Source organism: Thiospirochaeta perfilievii (assembly GCF_008329945.1).
Lineage (GTDB): Bacteria > Spirochaetota > Spirochaetia > DSM-2461 > DSM-2461 > Thiospirochaeta > Thiospirochaeta perfilievii.
The window spans coordinates 1766402-1793098 of sequence record NZ_CP035807.1; the positions used below are offsets into that span (position 1 = coordinate 1766402).

At 34.3% G+C, this 26697-nt stretch carries 25 protein-coding genes; 10 read left to right on the forward strand and 15 right to left on the reverse strand.

Annotation, left to right across the window (positions count from 1 at the left end):
• Positions 1–44: 44 nt before the first annotated feature.
• Positions 45–623 (reverse strand): rubrerythrin, encoded by a 579-nt coding sequence (gene rbr, locus EW093_RS08020; protein ID WP_149567896.1) that lies wholly within the window; start codon positions 621–623, stop codon positions 45–47.
• Positions 624–806: 183 nt separating this feature from the next.
• On the opposite strand from rbr, the gene EW093_RS08025 reads away from it, so the two are divergent.
• Complete coding sequence (locus tag EW093_RS08025; RefSeq protein WP_149567897.1) at positions 807–1103, forward strand: metal-sensitive transcriptional regulator; 297 nt, start codon at positions 807–809, stop codon at positions 1101–1103.
• A gap of 8 nt (positions 1104–1111) precedes the next feature.
• Entirely contained in the window at positions 1112–3532 is a 2421-nt protein-coding gene (locus EW093_RS08030) for a heavy metal translocating P-type ATPase (protein WP_187759884.1), read from the forward strand.
• An 11-nt stretch (positions 3533–3543) separates the two neighbouring features.
• On the opposite strand, the gene EW093_RS08035 is transcribed toward EW093_RS08030, so the two are convergent.
• The 8 genes from EW093_RS08035 to EW093_RS08070 all read right to left on the reverse strand — a co-directional run bounded on the left by EW093_RS08035 (position 3544) and on the right by EW093_RS08070 (position 10027).
• Entirely contained in the window at positions 3544–4563 is a 1020-nt protein-coding gene (locus tag EW093_RS08035) for a LacI family DNA-binding transcriptional regulator (RefSeq protein WP_149567898.1), read from the reverse strand.
• A gap of 70 nt (positions 4564–4633) precedes the next feature.
• Entirely contained in the window at positions 4634–5431 is a 798-nt protein-coding gene (locus tag EW093_RS08040) for a carbohydrate ABC transporter permease (protein ID WP_149567899.1), read from the reverse strand.
• Between the two features lies 1 nt (position 5432).
• Positions 5433–6344: a carbohydrate ABC transporter permease gene (locus tag EW093_RS08045; RefSeq protein ID WP_149567900.1), complete on the reverse strand. Its 912-nt coding sequence runs from the start codon at positions 6342–6344 to the stop codon at positions 5433–5435.
• 52 nt (positions 6345–6396) lie between these two features.
• A complete protein-coding gene (locus EW093_RS08050; protein WP_149567901.1) occupies positions 6397–7746 on the reverse strand; it encodes an ABC transporter substrate-binding protein in 1350 nt (449 codons plus the stop codon).
• A 128-nt stretch (positions 7747–7874) separates the two neighbouring features.
• Positions 7875–8534 (reverse strand): HAD family hydrolase, encoded by a 660-nt coding sequence (locus EW093_RS08055; RefSeq protein ID WP_149567902.1) that lies wholly within the window; start codon positions 8532–8534, stop codon positions 7875–7877.
• Positions 8524–9036, reverse strand: coding sequence for a tetratricopeptide repeat protein (locus tag EW093_RS08060; RefSeq protein WP_149567903.1), 513 nt, complete (start codon positions 9034–9036; stop codon positions 8524–8526). The genes EW093_RS08055 and EW093_RS08060 overlap by 11 nt, the downstream gene beginning before the upstream one ends.
• Positions 9029–9478, reverse strand: coding sequence for a phosphohistidine phosphatase SixA (sixA, locus tag EW093_RS08065; protein ID WP_149567904.1), 450 nt, complete (start codon positions 9476–9478; stop codon positions 9029–9031). Before sixA ends, EW093_RS08060 begins: the two co-directional genes overlap by 8 nt.
• Positions 9479–9544: 66 nt before the next feature.
• Positions 9545–10027: a YchJ family protein gene (locus tag EW093_RS08070; protein WP_149567905.1), complete on the reverse strand. Its 483-nt coding sequence runs from the start codon at positions 10025–10027 to the stop codon at positions 9545–9547.
• 86 nt (positions 10028–10113) lie between these two features.
• On the opposite strand from EW093_RS08070, the gene EW093_RS08075 reads away from it, so the two are divergent.
• Complete coding sequence (locus tag EW093_RS08075) at positions 10114–11307, forward strand: MFS transporter (RefSeq protein WP_149567906.1); 1194 nt, start codon at positions 10114–10116, stop codon at positions 11305–11307.
• Here the strand turns inward: EW093_RS08075 and mfnA are convergent.
• A complete protein-coding gene (mfnA, locus tag EW093_RS08080) occupies positions 11260–12393 on the reverse strand; it encodes a tyrosine decarboxylase MfnA (protein WP_149567907.1) in 1134 nt (377 codons plus the stop codon). The genes EW093_RS08075 and mfnA overlap by 48 nt on opposite strands.
• 24 nt (positions 12394–12417) lie before the next feature.
• Between mfnA and EW093_RS08085 the strand changes: the two genes are divergently transcribed.
• Complete coding sequence (locus EW093_RS08085) at positions 12418–13473, forward strand: tRNA-queuosine alpha-mannosyltransferase domain-containing protein (protein ID WP_149567908.1); 1056 nt, start codon at positions 12418–12420, stop codon at positions 13471–13473.
• On the opposite strand, the gene hisA is transcribed toward EW093_RS08085, so the two are convergent.
• The 3 genes from hisA to EW093_RS08100 all read right to left on the reverse strand — a co-directional run bounded on the left by hisA (position 13434) and on the right by EW093_RS08100 (position 17478).
• On the reverse strand, positions 13434–14195 hold the full coding sequence (gene hisA, locus EW093_RS08090; protein WP_149567909.1) for a phosphoribosylformimino-5-aminoimidazole carboxamide ribotide isomerase: 762 nt from the start codon (positions 14193–14195) through the stop codon (positions 13434–13436). The genes EW093_RS08085 and hisA overlap by 40 nt on opposite strands.
• 50 nt (positions 14196–14245) lie before the next feature.
• On the reverse strand, positions 14246–15832 hold the full coding sequence (locus tag EW093_RS08095; protein WP_149567910.1) for a bifunctional metallophosphatase/5'-nucleotidase: 1587 nt from the start codon (positions 15830–15832) through the stop codon (positions 14246–14248).
• A 155-nt stretch (positions 15833–15987) separates the two neighbouring features.
• Positions 15988–17478 (reverse strand): hypothetical protein, encoded by a 1491-nt coding sequence (locus EW093_RS08100; protein ID WP_149567911.1) that lies wholly within the window; start codon positions 17476–17478, stop codon positions 15988–15990.
• 93 nt (positions 17479–17571) lie between these two features.
• Between EW093_RS08100 and EW093_RS08105 the strand changes: the two genes are divergently transcribed.
• Genes EW093_RS08105 through radA form a run of 6 tightly spaced genes read left to right on the forward strand, consistent with a single transcriptional unit; the run spans position 17572 to position 24074 of the window.
• Positions 17572–19302: a response regulator gene (locus tag EW093_RS08105; protein ID WP_149567912.1), complete on the forward strand. Its 1731-nt coding sequence runs from the start codon at positions 17572–17574 to the stop codon at positions 19300–19302.
• Positions 19303–19352: 50 nt separating this feature from the next.
• Positions 19353–20480, forward strand: a complete 1128-nt coding sequence (locus EW093_RS08110) for a PEGA domain-containing protein (RefSeq protein ID WP_149567913.1) — start codon at positions 19353–19355, stop codon at positions 20478–20480.
• A gap of 2 nt (positions 20481–20482) precedes the next feature.
• Positions 20483–21082 (forward strand): hypothetical protein, encoded by a 600-nt coding sequence (locus EW093_RS08115; RefSeq protein ID WP_149567914.1) that lies wholly within the window; start codon positions 20483–20485, stop codon positions 21080–21082.
• A gap of 44 nt (positions 21083–21126) precedes the next feature.
• Positions 21127–22170, forward strand: a complete 1044-nt coding sequence (locus tag EW093_RS08120; protein ID WP_149567915.1) for a peptidylprolyl isomerase — start codon at positions 21127–21129, stop codon at positions 22168–22170.
• 44 nt (positions 22171–22214) lie between these two features.
• A complete protein-coding gene (locus EW093_RS08125; protein WP_149567916.1) occupies positions 22215–22730 on the forward strand; it encodes a methylated-DNA--[protein]-cysteine S-methyltransferase in 516 nt (171 codons plus the stop codon).
• Between the two features lie 12 nt (positions 22731–22742).
• The gene (radA, locus tag EW093_RS08130; RefSeq protein WP_149567917.1) at positions 22743–24074 is read left to right on the forward strand and encodes a DNA repair protein RadA; all 1332 of its coding nucleotides are present in this window, start codon (positions 22743–22745) and stop codon (positions 24072–24074) included.
• Between the two features lie 11 nt (positions 24075–24085).
• Here radA and EW093_RS08135 read toward each other — a convergent pair whose 3' ends face one another.
• The gene (locus tag EW093_RS08135) at positions 24086–25288 is read right to left on the reverse strand and encodes a TraB/GumN family protein (RefSeq protein WP_149567918.1); all 1203 of its coding nucleotides are present in this window, start codon (positions 25286–25288) and stop codon (positions 24086–24088) included.
• Positions 25281–26657 carry a tetratricopeptide repeat protein gene (locus tag EW093_RS08140; RefSeq protein ID WP_187759885.1) on the reverse strand — a complete coding sequence of 459 codons (1377 nt, stop codon included), beginning with the start codon at positions 26655–26657 and terminating at the stop codon, positions 25281–25283. The genes EW093_RS08135 and EW093_RS08140 overlap by 8 nt, the downstream gene beginning before the upstream one ends.
• Positions 26658–26697: the final 40 nt, after the last annotated feature.

Genomic DNA, 26697 nt, shown 5'->3' on the forward strand with positions numbered 1-26697 from the left:
AAACCCTAGGAAATCCTAGAGTTTTTGTACTAAAACATACTATCTTACCAGTTTTCGTTTAATATCTCAAAGTAAGATTGTGGGTGTAAACATGCTGGACACGCTTTAGGGGCATCTTCACCTTCGTGTAAATAACCACAGTTAATACATCTCCAAACTACAGAACCATTTCTTTTAAAAACTTTTCCAGCTTCTAAATTATCTGCAAGATCTTTATATCTTTTTCCATGTTGTTTTTCAGCAATAGAGATTGCATCATACATTGAGGCAATTGCAGGGAATCCCTCTTCTCTAGCTACTTTTGCAAATTCAGGGTATAACTCTGTCCACTCTTCCTCTTCACCAGCTGCTGCTGCTTTTAGGTTATCTAATGTAGTAGAGATTTTACCTGCAGGGTATGTTGCTGTAATTTCTAAATCTCCACCCTCAAGAAATTTAAACATTCTTTTAGCATGCTCTTTCTCTTGATTTGCAGTCTCTTCAAAAATTTGTTGGATTTGAACTAAACCCTCTTTCTTTGCAACACTAGCAAAATATGTATATCTATTTCTTGCTTGTGATTCCCCAGCAAAAGATTTTAATAAATTCTGTTCTGTTTTAGTACCTTTAATACTTTTAGCCATCTATTCCTCCTTAATTTATTACTACATTTTAAGCTCGTAAAAGAAAGATTGCAATAGAATTAATATTAATCCTTTTTTTGAGACATTGTTAATTAGTTAAATTCCCAGTATCTAAGGTTTCTCTGTGTTGACTATTTATTCATTATAGATTTAGACTACTTATAGGGTAGGGGGGTATACTAAATGAGAAACAATTCTAAACCAAGGAAGGCACATCATTCCTATGAAACAAAAGAGCAGATGATACAAAGATTAAAAAGAATTGAGGGTCAAGTTAGAGGTGTATCCAAGATGATAGATGAGGATATCTATTGTGATGATATTTTGCACCAGATAATGAGCATCGAGTCGGCAATTAAAGGTGTGAAATCCCTACTATTAGAGGCTCATATGAAAAGCTGCGTTGTAAACCAGATTAAGGCTGGGGAGACAGAAGTAATAGATGAGTTGTTAAAAACTATTAACAAAATGGCAAAATAGGAGAGAATATGGAAATTATTCAACTAAACATAGAAGGGATGACCTGTGCATCCTGCGTAGCCCATGTAGAAAAGGGTATAAAAAATAGAGTTGGGATCGACATGGCATCTGTTAACCTAGCAACAGAGAGGGCAACGGTAAGTTATGACCCCCAAATGATAGATGTTGATGAGATTATAAAAAGCGTTATTGATGCTGGTTATATAGCATCTATTCCCGAAAAAGGTAGTGAAGATATTGAAGATAGAAAAAAAAGGGAACAACATAAAAAGCTTAAAGTTAAAAGTATAATTTCGGCAGCTCTAAGTGCACCATTAGTTTTAGCTATGTTCGCAGGTATATTTAAGATTGAGGCTTTAATGTTTCTTCACAATCCTACAATACAGCTAATATTAGCAACCCCTGTTCAGTTTTGGATAGGAGGGAGATTTTATATAGCAGGATGGAAATCTATAAAGGCAGGAAGTCCAGGAATGGATGTTTTAGTCGCTTTAGGTACATCTGCAGCCTATTTTTTTAGTATTTTTAACGGTTATTTTGCAGAAAGGATTGGTGTAGAAACAAATGGTTTATACTTTGAGGCTTCAGCTATAATTATTACCCTTGTTCTACTTGGGAAATACCTTGAAAGTAACGCCAAGGGTAAAACTTCAGAAGCAATTAAAAAACTTATGGGTTTACAACCAAAGGTTGCAAGGGTTGTTAGGGATGGAGAAGTTATAGAAGTTCCTATAAGTGATGTAGTCCCTGGGGATATTGTTAATATAAGGCCTGGGGAGAGAATTCCTGTTGATGGCATTATTACCAAGGGAAATACTGCAATTGATGAGAGCATGATAACAGGAGAGAGTATGCCTGTTGAAAAGAGTATCTTAGATAAGGTTGTTAGTGGAACTATTAATAGTTACGGCTCCATAGAGTTTAAAGCGGAGCATGTGGGAAAAGAGTCTGTATTATCAAGAATAATAGCTATAGTTGAGGAAGCCCAGGGTTCAAAAGCTCCAATACAAAAGCTTGCAGATAAAGTTGCATCAATATTTGTCCCAGTAGTTCTAGTTATTTCTCTAATAACTTTCCTGATCTGGTGGCTAATTATTGGGTCACTAACCTCAGCAATGATCTCTGCAGTAGCTGTTCTTGTAATAGCATGTCCTTGTGCTTTAGGTTTAGCAACACCTACAGCAATTATGGTGGGGACAGGGAAAGGAGCCCAAAGAGGGATTCTTATTAAAAATGGAGAGATACTACAATCAGCAGGAAAAATAACAGCAATAGTTCTAGATAAAACAGGGACTCTTACCCAGGGAAAACCAGAGATACAATCTATTTACCCAATAGGAACATCCTATAATAGAGACCAAATTTTAGAGTTAGCAGCAAGTTTAGAGTATAACTCTGAACACCCCCTTGCCCAAGCTGTGGTAAGGGCCGCAGAGAATGAGAGTATAAAACTAAAAAACATTGAAAGTTTTAAATCTATACCTGGAATGGGGGTCGAAGGTATTTTAGATGGCCAGACTCTTCTAATTGGAACCCAAAAACTAATGGATGATAATAAAATTCCATCTCAAAGTTATAAAAAGAAAAAAGAGGAACTTGAGTTAAAGGGTAATACTGTGGTTATTCTATCAACAAAGAGTGAAGCTATAGGTTTAATTACCATTGCGGATAGCATAAAAAAAGAGTCTGTGGAGGCTGTAAATCTACTAAAAAACTTGGGCCTTAAAGTCTATATGATAACTGGAGACAACAGAAGAACAGCTGATGCTATAGCATTAAAGGCTGGGATTGAGAATGTTCTTTCCGAGATTCTCCCAGAAGGGAAAGCAAGTGAAGTAAAAAAACTACAAGCAAATGGAGAGATAGTAGCTATGGTAGGGGATGGAGTTAATGATGCTCCAGCTCTAGCTGTTGCTGATACTGGAATTGCCATGGGAGAGGGTTCTGATATTGCGATGGAGTCTTCCGATATAACCTTAATGCGTGGAGATTTAAGGGAGATAGCAGCTGCAATTTTACTATCACAAAGAACCATGGGTAAGATTAAACAAAATCTATTTTGGGCATTTTTCTACAACAGTATTGGAATTCCTTTTGCGGCTTTAGGTTTTTTAAACCCAATAATTGCAGGTGCTGCAATGGCATTTAGTTCTGTTTCCGTAGTTACAAACTCTTTAAGCTTAAAAAACTTTAATATGAAGTCTGCTAAAAAAGATGATGTTGCAAGTATTACACTAAAAGTTAATGGTATGAGCTGCAATAAGTGTAAGATGAATGTAGAGAACTGTGTAAAGAGTTTTGAATATGTGGATAATGCAAATGTTAACCTAGAGAAAAAAGAGGTAGTAATAACTTTTAAAAATAGTGAAATAAAAGGCATTGATACAATAAAGTCAGCTATAAAAGATGCAGGTTATAAACCTCTTTAATAGGGTATAAATTAAATAGGCCCAGTAGACTCTCTAATTACGAGCTCTGGGTATAAAATCAATCTTCGAGGTGTCCTTGTTTTACTATTTAATAGCTGTATCATCATTTCAGAGGCCTCAACTCCAAGACGGGATGGCGTCATATCCACTGTGGTCATTTTTGGATGGGAGATCTCTGAAAAGACTGTGTTATCATGGGCAACAACTGAGATATCCCTAGGAATGTCTAGACCTAGCTCCTTAGCAGCTTTTACTGCTCCAAGGGCCATTAATTCATTTGATGCAAAAACAGCCGTTGGTCTATCTTCTCTATCTAAAATTTTTTTAACTTTTTCAGCAGTAAAATCTATACAATCAAAGTGGTCCGAGTCATCAATATTAACAATTAGAGCCTCATCGATCTCTATGCCGTAATCCTTTAACTTTTTTCTATACACCTGTTCTTTACAAACAAAGGCAAAGCCATTTTTTCCACCACGGATAAAACCAATCTTTTTATGATTAAGGGAGAAGAGATAATTCATTACCTGTTCCATCCCTTTCTCCTGGTCTACCATAATAAGATTACTATCTAATCTATCCGGGTTCCCATTTATTAAAACGACAGGAATCTGTTTATTAATATCTGCATAGAGACCTGAGTGTTCACCCTTTGTCCCCACATCTACAATAATTAAACCATCAACACCAGAGTCTAAAAATCTTCTAATTATATCTGTCTCCTCATGCCCCCTTGAGGATGAGCTGGCAAAATTACATAGATACCCATCATCCCGTAGGCGAAACTCCATTGAGCTCATTATTGATGAGTAGTATGGGTTTTCCATATTGGAGACAATAACACCAATTCTATAGGATTGCCCTTTAATTAAACCCCTTGCTGTTAGATTTGGCCTATAATCAAGGTCAGCAATTGTCTCTTCTACAATTTTCCTTGCTTTTGCACTTACAGGATGATTGTTTAAAACCCTAGATACTGTCGCAATTGATACTCCAGCTTTTTTTGCGACGTCTTCAAGTTTAACTTTCAAATTACTGCTCCCTGATTAAAATTATTTTATTATACATATTTTAGAATATAGATAAAACAAAAAAAGATCATTACCCCTTAACTGCACCAGAAGTCATACCCTCTCCTAAATGGTTTTGGAAAAGAAGATATATAAAGATAGAAGGGACTGCCATAATAACAAGACAGGCAAAAACTATCTCTGGTCTTGCCCCGTATATAGATGATGTTAATGATATTACAGCCATTGGAAGTGTTCTCATCTCATCTGTCCTAGAGAATAGAAGTGGATTAAGATAATCGTTCCAAGAGTTAATAAAAGCAAAAACTAGGACATTTACTGTAGCAGGCTTACTTAAAGGAGCATAAACTTTAGACCAGATAGTAAAATAACCACCACCTTCCATTTTAGTCGCTTCCATAAGTTCGTTCCCTAGAGAGTCATAGTAGTTTTTAAGAATTAGTATTGCTACAGGTAACCAAAATGTTGCTGCTGGAAGAACAAGGGCTGCGTAGGTATTAATCCAACCTAAAAACTTCATAGTCTGAAAAAGAGGTGTAATAAAACATAGAAGAGAGATAGACATTGTTAACATAAGAACTAAATAGATTGTATCCCTACCTGGAAACCTAATTTTAGAAAATGAGAAAGCTGCTGGAGATGAGACAGCTATTATTAAAGTAACCTGTAGTACAGATACAAGAACACTATTAAATATCATTCTTATTATTGGAAACCCAGATGTAAATAGATAGGTATAGTTTGAAACTCCACCACCTCTAAAGGATGATATTAATACATAAACCATTGGGATAATGTACATTATTGAAATTAAAACCAATATTGTTTGGGTAATGACCTTTTGCTTATTACTTGCAGATTTAAACATATTATACCTCCTGTCTCTTTTTATTAAATTTAATTTGAACAGCGGATAATATTACGCTCATAATAATCATCAATACACTAATTGCAGCTCCATAACCCGCCTGGGAGTTTTGTGCTACAGCCTGGTAAAGAAGTGTTGCAGGGAATTGGGTTGAGTTACCTGGCCCTCCCTGGGTTAATAACCAGACAATATCAAATGTCTTTATTGCTCCAACTACACCAAGAATAATTACAGTGGTATGGGTAGACCATAAACCTGGAAGTACAATTGATTTAAAAGTCTTCCAAAATCCAGCACCATCTATTTGAGCAGCTTCAAAGATCTCATCACCAATAGTAGTTAAACCGGCAATATAAAAAACCATCTGGGCACCTGTCCACTGGAAAATATTCGCAATAATTATACACCAAAGAGCTGTAGATGGGTCACCTAACCAAACCCTAGTAAAGGATTCTAAACCAATAGACCTTAAAACCGTATTAATAACTCCAAAATAAGGCTCGTATAGTCCCATAAAAATTCTTGCAATAACAACTGTTGAAAGTGTTACAGGAATGTAAAATATAGCTTTAAAAATTGAGTGCCCCTTATACCTCTCCCTTAATAAAAGAGCTATAGTTAAACCAAGGAACATCTGAATAGTTACTGTAGATACCATAAAAATAAATACATTCCCTAGGGCCTTGTAAAAAAGTGGATCTGTAAACAATAACTGATAGTTCTTTAAACCCCTAAAAACCATGGAATCAGGAATAAACCCATCCCACTTATAAAAACTAAGTTTAATTACATAAAATAAACCGTAAAAAACAAATAATCCTAACAAAGATAAAACAGGAACAAGAAAAAGATATCCTGACAATATCTCATCCCGCTTCATCTTTAACAGTGATCCCTGTCTGATTTCTGCCATACAAACTCCACTAAATTTAAAATAACCGGCATAAATTATGCCGGTAAAAATACTATTTTTCTGATGCTAATTGAAGTGCATCTAACTCTTGTTGAATATCGTTTCCTGAAACAACATTTTGTACAACTATACCCATCTGAGTAAATACAGCAGGGTTTTGAACACCCCTAGGAGCAGCCATGTTGTAGTTTGTAGCTTCAACAATAGCGTCTACACCTTTAGATGATGCTTCATCCTGGTAAATACTCTTATTTAAAGATGCACCCATTAAAGTAGGAATAAGTCCAGCACCTGGTCTACCAGTTTGATACTCACGTCCCTCTCCAACTAACATATAGTCTAAAAGTTTCATAGCTGCATCTAATTTAGCAGGATCTTTTTCAACATTTTTATTTACAGCAATACCAACATCAATACCACCTAAAACTACAGGGTTGCCTCCTGCAAAGTTAGGAACTGGGAATGCTCCAAATACATCGTTATCTGTAGCTCTTCCACCCCGTCTATCCGCATAAGGAGTACCCTCTGCATTTACATTTGATGGGTTAGATAACATACCAATAGCCCAACCACCATTTATATGCATAACAGCTTTACCGTCTGCCCACATACCAATTGAGTCTTCATAAACTGCTACACCAAGAGCATCTTTTTCTATAACACCCTCATCTACTAACATTTTTAAAAGCTCCATTGCTTCTACAAATTTACTAGAGTTCCATTTTACCAGACCATTATCAGCTAACTCTGTAATACCTGGCTCAACCATATTTGCAAATAGAGAGAAGACATCACCATTAAACCAGCTATCTTTTAACCCTATTGTTAGAGGTAATTTATCTGGAAATGTAGTTCTTAATTTACTGATAGCACTTTTTAAACTAGCTAAATCTGTTGGTACTTCAGTAATACCTGCTTCTTCAAAATAAGTTGCATTATAATATACAAACATAGTAGAAGCTGAACCTAATGGAGCCATTGAAATTTTATCACCACCAGATCTTTTTTTAGCATCTTGGACAACTGCAGGAACTAACTTAACTAATGTATCCTTTGCCGGTTCCTCTAAATCCATTAAAAAAGAGTTATATTTATTTAATAATGAACCAGGTTGAACACATAAAATATCTGGTCCTGCTCCTGAAGCAAACTCAGTTTGTAACTTTGTTTTATAGTCATCCATCTGATTTACACTGGAAATTAACTCAATATTTGGATATTTAGCCTCAAAGCCTTTCTTAATAACAGCAAAATCTTCCACTGTAGGAATAGTCCATGTCCACCAATTTAGAACAACTTTTTCACTTTTAGCTTCTGCCTCTTTGTTTCCATTTGCAAACACTGAAACTGTTAATAGACACATAACAGATAAAATCAATGCTCTTTTTAAAATAGATCTCATTTATTTCTCCTTAATTTTTTTACAGACAAATACTTTTTTCTATGCTGTAATATTTCTGTAAACGTTTTAAGTAATATTACAGTCGGAATTTAAAATCTGTCAACTTATAAAAATTATGAAGTTAGAGATTAGTCTAAAATCAATTTTCTAAATTCGGATAACTCTTTAAAGTAGTAGTGGCAATTCTCTTTCATGTAATCAACAATTTCTGGAATCTGATGCCCCCACCCAGCTCCTGCCACATGAACACCTGTACTTTGCCCCATAATTACCGCAGGTTTAAGGTCATCGATGATAAGACACTCTTCACTTTTAAGATCAAACTCTTTTAAAATTTCCTCAACAGGAAAGGGGGCAGGTTTTCTTTTACTCTCATCAATATCCCATCCAAAGATCATCTCTGGAATATCACCAGCTCCAGCCCTTTCATAATCCCGTTTAATAATATCCTTATTAGAGTGGGAAACAACAGCAATACGACCACCCTTCTTTTTAAAATCTCTAATAATATCTAAAAAACCAGGATAGAATTCCGGGTGTCGAGTCTCTACATAGTCCTGCCAGATTTTATACTCTTCCATTATCTCTTCCTGGGAGAAACCTAATTCACCCTTCATATACTCCATTATACCTGGGTGAAAATTCTTCAAAAACCACTCATCTAAGGATATAACCTTTTGTCCCGGTCTTAAAACCTCCATTGTCTCCAAATGGGCAGGATAGTGAATATCCGCAGTACTATGAACCGCTGTATCATCATGATCTAAAATTAAACATTTATACTTCATCTCTTTTTCCAATATCAATAAATTTTTTGTAAGCTTTTTTAGCTTCTCTATTTAATCCTAACTCTTTTAGGGTATCGCTTAAATTATACCAAGCATCATCATTATTTTCATCTAACTCAACAGAGAGCTTAAAATGGGCCCTGGCACTGTTAAAATCTCCACTTAGAAAATAACACACTCCTAGGCTGTTTTCGCTATCTGAAGAACCAAACTCTTTAGTTGCTCTTAAAAGAGTCTCTTTCGCTAAGTCTAGCTCGCCCCTATTAATATAACAGTTTCCAAGTTGGTTTAAATTCTCATCATTAGGGTCTATCTCTACAGATTTAATAAGTAGAGGTATAGCATTTTTATAATAACCCTTTTTTATATAGACCAGGGCTAAATTATAATTAACTATAGGGTCATTAGGGTTTTGATTTAAAAGATTTAAAAATAACTCTATAGAACTATCTAACCTACCCTCTTGAGATAGCCTTATAGCCCTATTATTTGCTTCAGACACTCATATCTTCCACCGGAATAAACTGTAATAATTTATTACTCTCTAAATCAATTTCAGCAAAGCTACAGTTACCCATAACCTTATTCTGCCCAGTAAGGTCGTATATTAAATTAGATAGCTGGGGATTGTGTCCAACAACAAGAACTGAATCCTCTTTATACTCATTAATTTCAACCATCAGATCATCAACAGAAGCATTAGGGGCAACATCCATGCTAATAAATTCCCGAAGGGCACAACTTCCCCCTTCCCTATTAACAATTGTAAGAGTCTCTTTTGCCCTTACATATGTGGATAACAAGACCACAGAAGGATGAATATTCTTTAAATAACGACCAGCAACTTTAGACTGGGCCATTCCCTCTTCTGTTAACACACGACTTCGATCACCATTGCTTGAAAATATTTCAGCATCTCCATGTCGTAATAAATAGAGTTTCATAATTAGATTATATTGGTATTAATAAAAAAAAGCCACTTTAGAAAGTGACTTTTTACATTAGATTTTTCATCCACAGCATTTTTTGTATTTTTTTCCACTTCCACAAGGACAAGGATCATTACGTCCAACTTTTTCACCCTCTCGTACTATCGGTTTATTTACAATTTTACTATCTTCAAAATACCAAGAACCTCTTTTTTTAACAAATGAAGCTTCTTCATGGTGGGTATGTTTTACCCCATTTTGCTTATAATATGCTTTAAATTCTACAAGTCCTTCTTTATCATCTTCAGAACCTTTTTCGACTCTTATAACGTCTAATCCAAGCCACTGAGAACTCTCTGCCCAACTCTTTGTCTCATCCTTAGAAATTTGATCCCTAGTTTTTGAGTCATGACTCTTCATGATAAAATCAACTTCTACCTGGGTATAGGCTGTGTAACGCGCCCTCATTAAAGATTCTGCAGTTGGTGCTTTAACAGCACCTGAGATATAAGGTTTACAACAAACATCTAACTCTTTTCCACTTCCACATGGACAACTACTCATGATATACTCCTTAAAATCTATAAGTTAGTGTCTTACTATAAACAAATACTATTGCAATTACCATAAGTTCGGAGTAGATTCCTTTAATGAAATCAAAAAAATTACACCTGTCTTTATTAATCTTTTTTCAGCTAAGTGCTGTTGGATCCTACGTTCCTATTTTAAGTATGTATTTAAAAGAGTATTTAAACTTCTCAGGCATGCAAGTTGGAGTAATCCTTTCAATGGCTTCCATACCAAGTATCGTTGTTCCTTTTTTTAGTGCCTGGATTGTAGATAGAGTAATAACTTCAAGACGTTTTTTAGCCCTTTGTCACATTGGAGCGGCCGCTTTAATAACAGTAATGTCTTTTGGTACTAACTATATAACAATACTAATCGCATATTTTACCTATACTATTCTACTTGTACCAACATACGCCCTAGTTAACGCTTTAATATTTCACAATATGGAGGATAGAAACTCATTTGGAACCATTAGAGTTTGGGGAACAATTGGATGGGTGACATCAAGCTGGTTAGTTAGTTTTATAATCAAAATATTTAATATTGATGGGTACAAACCATTTATACTCCAACTCTCTGCTGTCTTTTCTCTAATAGTAGTAGTATTAACGTTAAAACTTCCTAAGCTTAAACTAGATAGGGATAAAAAAGTATCACTTCTCCCTAAAGAAGCCATAGATGTAATAAAAAAACCTGAGGTTATACTTATCTATATATTAGTTTTTATTAGTTCAACAGCAGATAAGTTTTTAGGCTATGGGATGCCTATGTTTTTAAGCTATAACGGTACCGAGGAGAGTAACATTATTTTACTACTATCCCTTGGTCAGGCACCTGAAATATTAATGTTATTTACCCTTGTTTTTATTATTAAAAAGTTAGGATTTAAAAACATATTTATCTTAGCTCTAATCCTACAGGCAACTAGATATATTATCTTTTATATAAACGGCCCTACACCACTAACTGTTTTTGGAATAATAATTCATGGATTCATCTTTGCATTCTTTTATACAGGGTCAACTATCTACCTAGACAGCTTATCCGACATATCCTCTAGGGGTGGTATTCATCAAATTTTCACTATGGTTCAAGTAGGACTTGCAGGACTTTGTGGGAATTTTTTTGCAGGATATGTGGCGGAAAATTTCACCAAAAATGGAGATATAGATTTTAAAGTTTTTTGGATGGTTCCATCCCTTATGTCCCTAGTTACCCTATTAACCCTAGCTATTGCCATGAAGAGACTGAACAATAGATCTAAGGTCAACTAAAAACTTTTTAAGGGATCTTTTAGTTACGTGGGGCATAAATGTTATTCTAATATAATCTGGCCATTCAGAAACAGCCCAGCCCCTCTCCCTTATTTTAAACAAAATCTCTTTTATATCTAGACCTTTAGAGGCACAGAGTCCAACTATATTACTCTCCGGCTGAACTTTTACTCCTAAACCATCAATCTTCTTAATCTCATCTATAAACCAGTAGGTTAACTTCATACTCCTATCAATATTTTTTTTATACCCCTTGTAACCAAGGTAGTTGTAAACCATCCAAGATGCGGCAATAGAAGCACCGCTTCTTGTGCCTAATACTGATCTATTTTTTGCTCTTCCCCCACTTAAATAAGTTACGTCTATGTTTATTGACTCTGCGATCTCTCTATTTCTATAAATTATACATCCAGACTGTATTACAGCCCGTCCCATCTTATGGGGATCAACAGTAATTGACATAACACCATCTAAGGAGAAATCAAACTTAGGGGAGTTATCAATAAATGGAAAAACAAAGCCTCCAAATGCAGCATCCACATGGAGATATAAATTATTTTTAACTGCAATTTTTGATAGTTCTTCTATAGGATCACATACACCAAGACCTGTAGTACCTGCTATCCCAACTATTGCCAAACTTTTATCTGTTATGGCTTTTTCAACAAGATCTACCCGTATTTTATAATCATTACCTACTGGAATTTTTATTAGCTGTAAACCTAATAGATCTGCAGCCTTATCAAAGGAAAAGTGACAGGTTTCAGATATAATAACCTCTCTTTTCCCCTTTTCTGATCTATTTCTTGCACTCCATAGGGCTAATATGTTTGCCTCAGATCCACCAGAAACTACACTTCCAACAGCGCTGTCATTGGATAACAACCTACCAAGACTTGCTATATACTCTGTTTCTAACTGGATTAATTTAGGGAATAATCCAGGGTCACCTACATTTGTAGATAAAAACCTCTTATATGTTTTTACTGCCATTTTATGAGGTTCTGTACACATAGATCCAAGGATTGTATGACCCTTAAAGTCATGATCTCCAGACAATCTTTTTTTAAGTCTTGATATGTTCATACTATCTGAAATAATATCAATAATATGAATATACTTCTACTATCTGCATACAATACTCACAGTCATAATTACTGGTGTAATACCCTAATTAATAAACTTCCCCAATACTCCTGGACTTTTTTGACCCTTCCTCCAAGAAAATTTTCATGGAGAATTAGGGGGAATGCCCTTAGTTGGATGGGAATTGAGTCTGAAAAACTATTAAAAAAATATGATACTATCCTTGCAACTTCTATGGTTGACTTAGCATCACTTATTGGTCTTTTCCCAAATCTAGGAGATGCAAACAAGGTATTATACTTTCATGAGAACCAGTTCGAATATCCCCTATCCCAAAATAAGAATAACTCAAACGTAGAGTCTATGATGGTTAACCTATATGGTGCCTTAGCAGCGGATAAAGTAGTTTTCAATAGCCAGTATAACAGTGATACATTTCTAAGAGGAGCTAAAAAGCTTCTTAAAAGCATAAATGACTATAGTCCAACAAGCTTAGTAGATAAAATAGAAAGAAAAAGCTCTATAATCCCTGTTCCCATAAGCAATAAGGCTAAGTTCGGAAAAAAAATTAAAAACTCAATTATATGGAACCATAGATGGGAGTATGATAAAAACCCAGAAGATTTTTATAAAGCACTAAAAATATTAAAACAAAAGGAAGTAGATTTTAGACTAATAATGATGGGTATAGAGTTTAAAAACTCTCCAGATGTATTTAAAAAGATAAAAACAGAGTTTTCAAACAGTATCCTCTGCTGGGGACAGCAATCAAAGGAGGAGTATTTAAACTGGTTAAAAAAGGGTGAAGTTATAATATCTACAGCTATCCATGAATTCCAAGGCCTTGCAGTTATGGAGGGAGTACAACATGGAGCCATCCCTGTAGTTCCCAATAGACTAAGTTACCCTAGCTGGTTTGATAAAGAGTACCTCTATGAAAACAGTGCTGGGGAGTTAGCTAAAGGAATAATAAAACAATTTACAGAAAAATCTGATCTACCTAATTTAGACTCTCTTACATGGAGAATATTAGAGGAAAATTATATTGAACTTTTACAAAAATCCACAACATCTTTATAAGGAAGTTTTCCACCAAAGATATCTAGGGCTGAGCCGACAGTAACATTCACTCTATTTTGTCCTAACTCCTTAATATTTTTTAAATCTCCAAGATTAGAAATCCCACCAGCATATGTTACTTTTACAGGAGAGAAGTCTCCAAGAATTTTTACAAGATTCAAATCTGGTCCCATCATTTTCCCTTCTACAGAAGCTGCATGAATCAACAACTCATCACAATATCCACCAAGAAGCTTTAAACTCTCCTTATCTATCTTAACATCTGTAATATTCTGCCATCTATCTGTAACAATAAAATACTCACCATTAATCTCTTTACAACTTAAATCCAAAACTAAATGCTCTTTTCCAACAATATTTACAAGTTTATTTAAATTTTCAAAGTTTATAACTCCATCCTTAAAAACAAAGGATGTGACAATTACATGACTAGCCCCAGCTTCTAGGTATTTTTTAGCGTTATCAGAGTTAATACCACCACCGACTTGCAATCCCCCAGGCCAAGCTTTTAAAGCATCTAGAGCAGCCTTATCATTATTAGAACCAAGCTTTATTATATGCCCACCCTTTAGGTTATCTTTTTTATATAGTTTAGAATAGAAATCTGATGTCTGTTTACTTTCAAAATTTACAGATAGGTCAGAGCTAAAATCTGATAGAGTGCTACCAACTATCTGCTTAACCTTGCCTTCATGAATATCAATACACGGCCGAAATTCCATTAATCCCCCTTGGAGTGTTAATTATACCAAGGGGGATTAATATCTACAATCTATTTAATAGTGATTCTACCATCTGTAGCTGGAGTTATATCTCCACCTAATTCGATAATGTAATCAATAAAAGCGTCTCTTTGCATTAAAGATGAGTCATAATAATCTGTACCATTTTTAAATACAGAGTATCCATCACCACCAGATGCCAAGTATGAGTTTAATGCAATATTATAAACTCTATTAGGATCTACAGCTTCACCACCAATTGTTAAACTTTCAACAGTTTTAGCCTCAGCGTTAAATACAACTCTTACTTCTTTAGAAACTTGAGCCATTGAACCTGCACCAATATTTTGAGCAGCCTTATCAAATAGAGCAATTACATCACTACCCTTAAGAGAGATTTTTGCAATTGAGTTATCAAATGGAAGAACTTCATAAATTGTCTGCTTTTGAATCTCTCCTGCACCTAATGTAGCTCTAATTCCACCACCGTTTTGGAATGCAAAGTCAATATCTTGTCCCATCTCTTGTAGAAACCAGATCTGAGAATCTGTAACAATATCACCTAGAGCTGTCTCCATTCTTCTAGTATCATCGTTTAAGAAAACATCTGTAGCATTTCCAATAACTTCACTTAATACAGCATCTACTTTATCTGCATAAGGCTGAATAATATCTAATAAACCTTGGTCTTGTGCTAACTCTTCTCCAACATATTTATAGATACTATTTCCATCAGCATCCTTCTCTCTATATTGAACATTAATTGGATCCAAGTTCCAGTCAAAAGAAGTTACAACACCATCTTTAAATTTAATAGATGCATTACCTACATATAGACCCCAATGTCTAGCTTGAACAATAGGAACACCATTTTCCATTGCAGGCTCTTCTAACATTGTATGGCTATGTCCATCAATAATCATTGATAATCCAGGAACATTTGCAGCTAATCTTCTTGAACCCTTCTCATTAGAATCATATAACCCCATATGAACTAGAGCTATAACAATATCAGCTTTTTTCTTTAACATAGGAACTAACTCGTTAGCTACTTCAACTTCATCTAAAAATTCTAACCCACTAATATTCTCAGGGTTTCCTGTATCTACAGTTCTAGAATCTGTTAAACCAAGAATAGCAACTTTAAAACCATCATACTCTTTAATAATATAAGGTTGTACATTATCAAGATACTTTCCATCTTTTTTAATATTTGCACTTAACCATGGGAAGTCTGACATTTCAATCTGCTTCTGCATAATATCCCAACTATAATCAAACTCATGATTACCCATTGTCATTGCATCAACACCAATATAGTTATAACCTAAAATATCTGGCTCACCCTTAAAAAAGTTAGACTCAGGTCTTCCTGTATTAATATCCCCTGCATCTAAAATAAGAACATTCTCATTTTTTGCTAAAACACCATTTACGTAGGTAGCTCTTGCAGGTAACCCACCCTGACCACCAGCTGGGTAGTCATAAAATGCAAGAGGATGACCATGATAGTCGTTAGTATGAAGAATAGTAAGTTCATGCTCCACACCTTTTTGTTCTACAGGTCCTGTAGATAGGCAACCAAACATCAATACAGATACAACTGTGATTGATAACAATTTAGTTAGAATTTTCATTTTGTCTCCTTTTTTGAATTAATTCATAATAATCTTAATAACTATAAATTAAAATTTCAATGAAATCTTTTTTTATGTTAATACTGTTACACTACAGCTGTCAAATTATTTCTGTAAGAATTGTAAAATTACATTTTATTACACGGGTAATATACTTATCTTCTAAAATAGAATAGTTTTTTAGGCAGTGGAATGTTATTTCCATATTTATCCTCTCCATACCCATTTTCCGATAAAAGCTGAATATCATTTAAAGATCTTTTATCCCCAATAAACTTTACTTTTATATCCATTTTTATATCAATTTTCCCAGAAGCTAACAAAAATGAGATTGAGTTTTTTAAATAATCCTGGGCTGAGTCATTATTGCCAATCCCATTTAGTTCAAAATCGTCACTATATATTACAACTAAGTCTTGTTTAGCAAGTGTCTCAATAAGACTTTTTAGCTCTAGTCCCTCTAGTCCATTACTATATACATACTCAAAAAGCTTCTTTCTTTTAAGGGCATTTATCTCCTCATTCACTCGAAAAAGCTCTAAGGGAGTAGAAGGGTCATACTCGACGTTGTTAACAAACATACGAACCTCTCCCCCATAATAATTAATAATTTTTGAAACAAGGGAGGATGGTCTAACGTGAAACCCTCTATATGGAGGGATCGATACTGTAACTTCACCAATTTCTGCATAGCTATTTATTACGTCCCGACAAAGCTTCTCTGCCCCATCAAAATACTCAATCAAGTAGACCATAAAAAAGCTAATTGTTATCTCTAAAAATCGATCTACAGGAATTGGAAGCAGAGAACTAAAAAAAATGGAGGTCTTTCTTGGAACAATGTGTCTCTCATAGTAGTGAGAAAAATCAGTTGCAGACTTTAGCATATGAAAAATAAAACTTATATGCCCCCTTAAAACCTTTAATCTTGAATCTGCTGACTCTATGTCAGACTCTGATAGATATGTATCGTATAGAGACTGTAGGTTATGAAACCGTACTAAAACAAGTCTTAACTTCTCCTCACTCACACTCTCCGGTATAAAATTCCTGTAATCAGCTTTCTTTAGATTAGATAGATCATGGAAAAGTGAGAGCTCCGGTTTAAGGTTTAGGAACTCGGTTGCTAAATATATAAGACTTTTCCCTGGATTATCTATATGCCTTAAGCGTCGATCACGCTCTAATTTTACCATAAAATCTATATCAGAAAACTCTTGAGGATCTATACTCTCAACCCCCTTGCTATGAATTCCACACTTCTTAGCCCTTTTTACAAGGTAGGATGAGGCTTTAACAATAGCATCATATAGGTCCTCTTTAACCCTTAAGATATCCGATTCAAAGTTATTATCACTTTTAATCAATTGATAATTAACAAAGCTATTACTTACATGTAAAACATCGTAGGTAACAGTGGAGAATAGCTTAATAGCAGAGACCCCCTCCCTAAAAGGAAACCATTCCTCACTATTTCTGGCCCCTACAGAGTCTAGAGTCTCCTCCATCCATGTGGCCTCCATATTTAGCCGACCTAGGAACCGTCTATTTAAAACATACTTCTTATAATCTGGGTTAATAGTAAACAGACACAAGCCATATAATCTAACACAATGAGTTGATATAACATCTTTAAAATCAGACAAAAAAACCTCCTGTCATCTATTTTAAGTATATTAGAGAAGGGATACTATTGTAAAATACTTTCTGTTATACCATTCTTTATTGTAAGAGGTTATATGAGCAATTTAATTTTAATAGTTCTACTACTAATATCAAGTCTACCAACCTACACACTTTTTTTCCAACATAAGCTTAGCTTGGTTCCAACAATATTAATAACTTTGGTTTATATAGCTATTTTTATTATAATCTTAAAAAGAGACAAAAAAAGAAACCCAACCCTAATTTTAACTACAGAATCCGAAATAAATGAGACTAAGAGTAATTTTTTATCAAATATATCCCATGAGATAAAAACCCCTCTCAACGGTATTCTTGGCATGAATAACCTGCTATTAATGTCAGATTTAAATAGGGAACAGAGGGAGTTTTCAAAAACAATTAGCAACTGTGGAGAGTCCCTACTAACAACAATAAATGACATCCTGGATTTTTCAAAAATGATAAAGGGCGATTTAACGCTAGAGAATATTCATTTTGACCTTAGAAAGCTGTTAAAAGAGTTTTACTCTATGAATCACCTAACTGCAGAGATGAAAGACTTAACTTTTTTATACAGTATTGATAATGAGGTACCAAACTACTATAGCGGGGATCCTGGAAGAATAAGACAAATCCTCTCTAACCTTTATAACAATGCTGTTAAGTTTACCAATAAGGGAACAATTGAGTTTAGCTGTAACATAATTAAAGAAGATGATAAAAATGCAACTCTGCAGTTTAAAGTCTCAGATACAGGGATAGGTATCTCTAAGGAGAAAATGGAGACACTTTTTAACAGTTTCTACCAAGGGGACTCCTCCTTAAGCAGAGGTTTTAGTGGAACGGGACTTGGGTTATCAACATCTCAAAAGTTAGTAAAACTAATGGGTGGGGAGATAACTGTTACAAGCAGTTTAGGTGTAGGGTCAGAATTCACCTTCAACATAGACCTAGAAAAGGGACTTCCCCTTCTTAAACCTAGAAATGGTGTTGATTTATCAACAATTCGTGGTCTTATAGTAGACAATGGTGTTGTTAAAAGCTCTAATATTAAAAACTTCTTAAAGGAGCAGACTCAGATCTCCCGAGTTGTAGAGACATATGATCTTGCCCTTAATATTCTAAAATTTGAGAGATTTGACTTTATAATTTTCGATTTAAACACCTTCCATTTAGAGAAAGTGAACCTTGAACCTTTTATTAAACAGTTAAAAACCTTTAACGAATTAAAAATAATAACATTAACCCATGAAGGAACAAGGGGAGATGGAGAACTTTGTCGTAAATTAAATATTGATGGATATTTTTCTCAACCATTTAACCCAAAGATGATTCTTGAAGCAGTCTCTATGATAGTAGGAAAGGAATACAAAGATGGTGAGTTAACAACAATCCACACCCTTAAAGAGAATCAAAGATCCAAGGTAAATATTCTAGTTGTGGATGATAATACAGTAAACTTAATAATTGCAGAAAAACTACTTACAAAGATGGGGTTTCATATTGGTAAAGCACTAAATGGGGAGGAGGCTATTAAGGAGATTCAAAATAAAAAGTATCATTTAATCTTAATGGATCTACAAATGCCTGTAATGAACGGTTTACAATGTTCAAACTTAATAAGAAATGAAGAGGCAGGGAATCATAACAAAGATATCCCAATTATTGCATTAACAGCGAATATCTCACTTACAGACAGAGAGAACTGTAGCAAGGTAGGAATGAATGATTTTTTATCTAAACCCTACAACCCTCAACAGATCGAAGAGAGTATTAACCGTTTTGTCGACTGGGAGAAGTTATAAATTGTAATTATTTATATTTGTTCATATAATATAAAAAAAGGAGTCAGTATATGTTAAAAAAAAGTTTTTTAATATGTTTAATATTTATTACAGCAGTTTTTGGTTTTTCTCAAACAAGAAACAGCAAGAGACAATATACTCTTACTGTTAACAGTAATGTTAGAAACTATGAAGTATTTATAGATGGAGTAAAACAAAGGAGTAACAAAACAACACTTCCTGAAGGCTCTCACCTACTAGTTGTTAAATCTGATGGATATGAAGATTATAGCAACAGAATAAACCTTAATAGAAATATGGAGATAAATGCAGGATTAAAACCAGCAGTATCAAACTATACTGTAACTATTAATAGTAATGTAAAACCATTTGATGTATATATTGATGGTAATAGGATTTCTGGGAACAGAATCGCTTTACGGCCAGGGAACTATAGAATAAGAGTCGCGTCGAGGGGATACTTAGATTACAATACTAATATATCACTTAATAAAAACATTGTAATAAACGCAGCGCTACAACCAGAGATCCCAAAGTATTCATTAATTATAAATAGTAATATTCAACCATTTAATACATATATTGATGGCAATCAAATAAGTGGAAATCGAATCGTATTAAATGCAGGGAACCACTCTGTAATAATAAAAGCAGAGGGATATAAAGACTACATAACAAATATAAATTTAAATAGAAACACTGAGTTAAATGCATCTCTAGAACCTATAATCCCAAGTTATACCATAACGATAAATAGCAATATAACTCCAAGTAATATCTTTATTGATGGAAATCAAATAAACGGAAACAGCGTTGTAATTCAAGCAGGAACTCACTCTATATTAATAAGAGCCAATGGATTTATTGACTATATAACCAATATCAACTTAACACGAAATACTGTGATAAATGCCAACCTGGAACCTATTAAACCACCAAATGCAAAAATATCCGTAGTTGTACCAAGTGATTTATTAAGTAAAACAAATAATAGCTCTTTAAATCAGATAAAAATATACGATAATGGGAAACTGTTAAAAGGCTTTAACTTTGAACTAGAACCAGGTCTTCATACTATTAGATTTGAGTCTGGAGGTTTAGCAGTGGAGAGTAATTACAACTTTTTACCTGGTAAAGATTATACAATAGAACCTGTTTTCTACATAAATATAAATTAGAATTGATAAAAAAATTACCATTTCTACTTTTAATACTCTCATTACTATTTTTAGTTGTTTCTATTACGACCCTACTTATAGGGTCTAGTAGAAGTAAAATTTATCATCAGATGAAAGAGGCTGAGGTTGTAAGGAGCTACAAAGAGTTACAAGAGTTACAAGAGTTTAAGATAAAACCCTTTTTGCTTTACAGTCAAATAAGTAAAAACAATGCTGTTAAGTTTAAAAACATGGTTGCATATAAAGAAGTTATAGAGGAAAAAATTAAAATTAATACTCCTTCTATTAATTTATCTTTAGAAGAAGTGGACATTAAGTTAAAAGAAAACTACTCTATTGCTGATTTTAATACCCAATTTATAGATGGAGATAAACACTACTACGGTATAAAACCTGGAAGTGATGTGACTATCTATGTTATACCATATCACAATGATGATTTTTCAGGTTTAAAAGGCTACGAACTCTACCCAGGGACACCAGCTCAATATCTTAATTTTTTATCATCACCATATATCTATTATATGATTTATGTCAGGTTCTTCATTGGTATTGCACTATTATTATTTCTATTAAGTATGGTTATTAACATAAGAAAATAGATATGTTATGTTAATTAGATATTAATATTAAACTAGGAGGTAGTATGAGAAAGGCCAAAATATTGGGTGTACTAATATTCACATTAATTTTTATTGGTACAATATCTTGTACTCAAAACAAGGAGAAAGAGATGAGCAATTTAGAATTATCAGATGGATTATATGCCCAAATCCAGACTGAGAAAGGAAATATTACAATATTTTTAGAGTATGAAAAAACTCCAATGACAGTTACAAACTTTGTGGCCTTAGCAGAAGGAACAATGACAGATGCAACAAGAGAGGGCAGATACTACGACGGTCTTAAATTTCATAGAGTAATAGACAACTTTATGATTCAAGGAGGTTGTCCATTAGGAACTGGAACTGGAAACCCAGGGTACAAATTTGAGGATGAGTTTGATCCTTCATTAAAACATGATAAAGCTGGTATTTTATCAATGGCTAATGCTGGTCCTGGAACAAATGGTAGCCAGTTCTTTATTACCCATGGCCCAACTCCACATTTAGATGGGAAACATACAGTTTTTGGTCATGTTGTAGATGGTCAGGATGTTGTTGATAGTATAAAACAGGATGATGTTATTAATAGAGTTGAAATAATTAGAGTTGGAGAGGAAGCTAAGAAATTTGTAGCAACTCAAGATAGCTTTAATAAACTAAAAGAGAGTGCTGGAGAGCGAGCACTTGAGGCATTTAAAAAAGCTAATGAAGCTATTATTGAAAAAATAAAAGGTGAGTTTCCAGATGCTAAGGTTTCTGACTCCGGTATTTACTATACTATTTTAGAAGAAGGAAGTGGTGATAGACCTACAAAGGGTTCTACTGTTTCTGTTCACTACACTGGTAAATTTATGGATGGCCAAGTATTTGACTCTTCTGTATCCAGAGGAGAACCAATTGAGTTCCCTGTGGGAATGGGTCATGTTATTGCAGGTTGGGATGAAACAATTCTAGAGATGCAAGTTGGTGAAGAGCGAACAGTTGTAATACCACCAAACTTAGCTTATGGAGAGAGGGGTTATCCTGGTGCGATTCCTCCTAACTCTTGGTTAATATTTGAAGTAGAGTTAGTTGCAGTAAAATAGTTTTAAAGCCCTCTTTTATGAGGGCTTTTTTTAAAGGAAGTCCTATGTATCAGATTATAACCAAGTATTATAAAACAAAGTTTGGGGAATTGATATTAGGATCATACAGGGAAGAGTTATGCCTTTGCGACTGGAGATATAGGTCAAAAAGGTTATTAATAGATAGTAGATTACAAAAAGTTTTAAAAGCCCACTACGTTTTGGGTGAATCAGAAGTTATAAACAGATGTATAGAACAGTTAGAAGAGTACTTCAATTATAAAAGAAGAACATTCTCCATTCCATTACTTTTAGTGGGTAGTGATTTTCAAAAAAGAGTTTGGAATGTTTTATTAGATATACCATTTGGAAAGACAACAACATATCTTAAACAAGCAGAACTATTAGGCAATAAAAAGAGTGTTAGAGCTGTTGCTAACGCAAATGGTGCCAACTCCATTGCAATTATTATCCCCTGCCACAGGGTTATAGGTAGTAAGGGCGAGTTAACAGGTTATGCAGGTGGCTTAAGAACAAAACAAAAACTGCTCGATTTAGAGCAGGATCTATTTATTATATAATTGGGGATATAGATGGCTAAAGAGAAGACACTTTTTTACTGTACAAATTGTGGAAATGAGGAGAGTAAGTGGCAGGGGAAATGCCCAAGCTGTGGAGAGTGGAACTCATTTACAGAACACAAGGTAACTAAAACATCTAAAGGAACAGAGGTTAAACATAAAAAATCAATCAGCTTAGATGATATAGTTATAGAAGACTCCTTTAGGTATAAAACAGATATTAAAGAGGTTGATCAGGTTCTAGGTGGGGGACTTATGAAGGGGTCCTCTGTATTAATTGGGGGAGAACCTGGAATAGGGAAATCCACACTACTTTTACAAATAGCCGATTCAATTAAAAAGAACCATAAAGTTTTATACATATCCGGAGAAGAGTCTGCAAACCAGATAAAACTACGGGCTAAAAGACTTAATATTAGTGGTTCTGGTATAAATATTCTCTGTGATACTCACTTTGAAACTATAATAAAATCAATTAAAACTGAAAAACCAAACCTTATAATTGTAGACTCTATACAGACATTACAAAGTGATGAGGCAGGAAATATTCCAGGGAGTGTAAACCAGTTAAAATACTGTTGTAGCCAACTAATAAAAGAGACAAAGGATATAGAAGCTACCCTATTTTTTATAGCACATGTAACAAAAGAGGGTATTATAGCTGGACCAAAGGTGGTAGAACATATGGTTGATACTGTTTTATACTTTGACCACTCAGCCTCTAGAATAAGAATTTTACGTTCAGTAAAAAATCGTTTTGGGTCAATTGATGAAGTTGGATTATTCTCCATGGAGGAGAAGGGACTAATAGAGCTAGAGGATCCCTCTGGTGTATTTTTAACTAAAAGAGAGTCTGGACTACCCCCTGGAATTTCAATTGGTGCAACACTTGAGGGAACAAGGGTTATTCTTATTGAGATTCAGGTTCTAACAGTACCGGCAAAGGGTACAACATCTAGAATTTTTAGTGACAAGGTAGATGTTAATAGAGTCTCTAGAGTTGCTGCAATACTTGAAAAACATGGTGGTATAAAATTCTCAGATAGGGATATATATGTAAATATTGCAGGGGGGATTAAGGTCAAAGAGACAGGTATAGATCTACCCCTAGCCCTTGCACTCTACTCATCTAGGACAGACATACCAATAAAAGATGGAATTATATCATCTGGAGAACTATCCCTAGCTGGGGAGATAAGAATTATCCCTCATATAGAGAGAAGAGTTAAAACAGCTGAGGATATGGGCTTTAATATATTCCTATCCCCAGAGAAGGTAGAAAAAACCTCCCTTGATGTAAAAGAGGTTAGAAATATAAAAAGTGCTATTGGGCTGATATTATAGATACTAGTCTATTAACCTAGGAAAGTTGCTAAAAATGCTCCACCGATCCATGTACCAGCAACACTACCAATAGTGGATAGTGCAACAACTAATAAAATCCTTAATACCCTGTTTTTATACCAGGATTTAAAGTGGGAAACACTCTCGGTTAAAGTTTCAAAATCTTCAACCCTCGGCTTTCTTAAGGCTGTTTCAACTACACCGGTAACAATTCCAACTCCAATTAGAGGATTAAGGGATGTAATAGGAGCAGAAATAAAAGCTGCTAAGATAGTTAACGGATGTCCTAAAGCTATTATAGCCCCTAGACCAGATAAGACTCCATTAGTTAAAAACCATCTCTTTATCATATCAAAACCGACATCAGCTCCGTTAAAGATAAAACCTAAAGCTATTAATGTTATAACTACCCCTGGGATTACAAAGGGAAGGGATTTAGAGAGTAAAGATTTTGGAGGTATAGATGAGATCTCTTTTAAATCTCCATCCTTTTCTCCACTCTCTAGGCTTTCAAACCACTTTATCATCCCGGGAACATGGCCAGCACCTACAACGGAAACTATTTTCTTCTCCGGTCTTTTAAAAGTTGATACTGCTAAATATTGATCTCTTTCATCAATAAGAACTTCTTTAACCTTTGGAAGCTCTTTTGCAAGTTCATCCATCATTCCTTCAAGCTCATTTCTATCTTTAAGCTCTTCAATATCCTGGGCACTAGCCTCTTCTGAGGAGAAGGCAGAGGATAAAAGCACAGCTAAAACCTTATTTTTATCCCAAAAATTACTCTTTGCCCATGCACGTTTAAGGGTTACTTGTATCTCTCTATCAATAAAAGAGAAGTTTATTCCTTCCCCTTCGGCACTATCAATAGCGGCCTTCATATCCTCCCCTGGTTTCATCCCAACAGACGATCCCATACGTTTTTGAAAAGAAGATAACATTAAGTTGGCAATTAGAAGGAAACTTTTTTGCTCTTTAATTATTTTTACAATATTCATATCCTTCCAGGATTGGGGTTGATTCATAGATTTATAACGACCAGCATCAATTTCAACACATACATGGTCTGGCTTTTCATTGGAAATAATATCTTGAACTTCCTTAACACTATCAGGAGAGACATGGGCTGTACCTATAAGGCAGATCTCTTTATCACCAATTGTAACCCGGGTAACCGTATCTCCCTCTTTTTTCACTAAAACCGTATTATTCATTATTTTCTCCTAATCTATACTCTGCTAACTTTGATTCAAAGCTTAAATTTGCTTCTGCTACTTCTTTTAAAAGGGTCTTATAAAGGGAGATAACCCCCTCCCTTTCTAGAGCTAATGCGACATAATATGTTAACCTTATTCTTTGATAATGATCCTTGATATTCAGGGCATCGGTTAAAACACTATCTCCTACATGGGTAGGATCCAAAAAGTAGCTGTAAAGTTCTTTCATTGTACCTTTTTTTTCATATTTGACAAGATTTACTAATATTTTTTTGGCATCATCATCCCGTCCTACCTCAAATAAAGATGTAACTAAATATAGCGGAAGTAAAGGGTCTTTATCGGTTTTACTATTATAAAGGGATATAATGTAGTTTAACCCACTTTGTTTATCCCCATGGATATAACTTAAAACACTTAAGTCTCTATATGCAGGTGTATATTCTGGATTTATCTTTATCACATTATTATAATATTTTAATGAGACTTCCAAATTCCCCTCAATAAAGTGAATTCTTCCTAAAAAAACATTTGTAAAAAAATGATTTGGGTCAATTTTATATGCCATATTAAAATCTTCTAAAGCTTTTTTATTAGATGATGCGTAAAAATATAACTTTCCCCTATCATAATAATTCCAAACATCTAAAGGGTCTAAATCAATAGCCCTAGATAGAGACTTTATAGAGTTAAGTTTATCCCCTAGTTTTTTATATATATTACTTAGCCTTACATAGTAGGTTGGATCCTGACTATCTTTAACCCTTAGGTAGTACTCCAGGCTCTTTTTATATAGGTTATTAACCTTTCTCTCCTCGACACCACTTAAAACTCTCTTAGTTGATAAACCAAGGTTTTCAACTTCCAAAAGTGTTACATCTCCAAGGAGTATTAGTGTTTGACTATTTTGTGGATCAATTTTATAAGCTCTTTCTAAAAATGTTTTTGCTTCATCTACCCTATTATTACGTATAAGATCGTAGGATTTTGTATTAATAGCAAATATATTTGATGGATCTAACCTTATAAGAGTTTCTAAGGAGTGTCTATAATCCTCTTTTAAAAACTGCTGTATTATAATATATAGTTTTAAATCTTCAATATTTGAATTTAAGTTAGGTATAGATACAACCATATCTTTAGCTTCATTATATCTGCCTAATGAGATGTATAACCTTGCAAGTAGATTGTTGTAGGTAAAATTATCTTCATCCAATAGATCTATAATTTTACTTACTAAGATTTCGGGAGTATCTATGAACTCGGAAACTAAACTGTCTATTTTTTCATCTAAACTTAAATCAGTATTAGAAAATTCATCTTTTTCTTTTATCTCTACAGTGCTACAACTTAAAAAAAAAATCATACAAAGTAGACCCAGTGGTACATATCTTGATATCATAAGA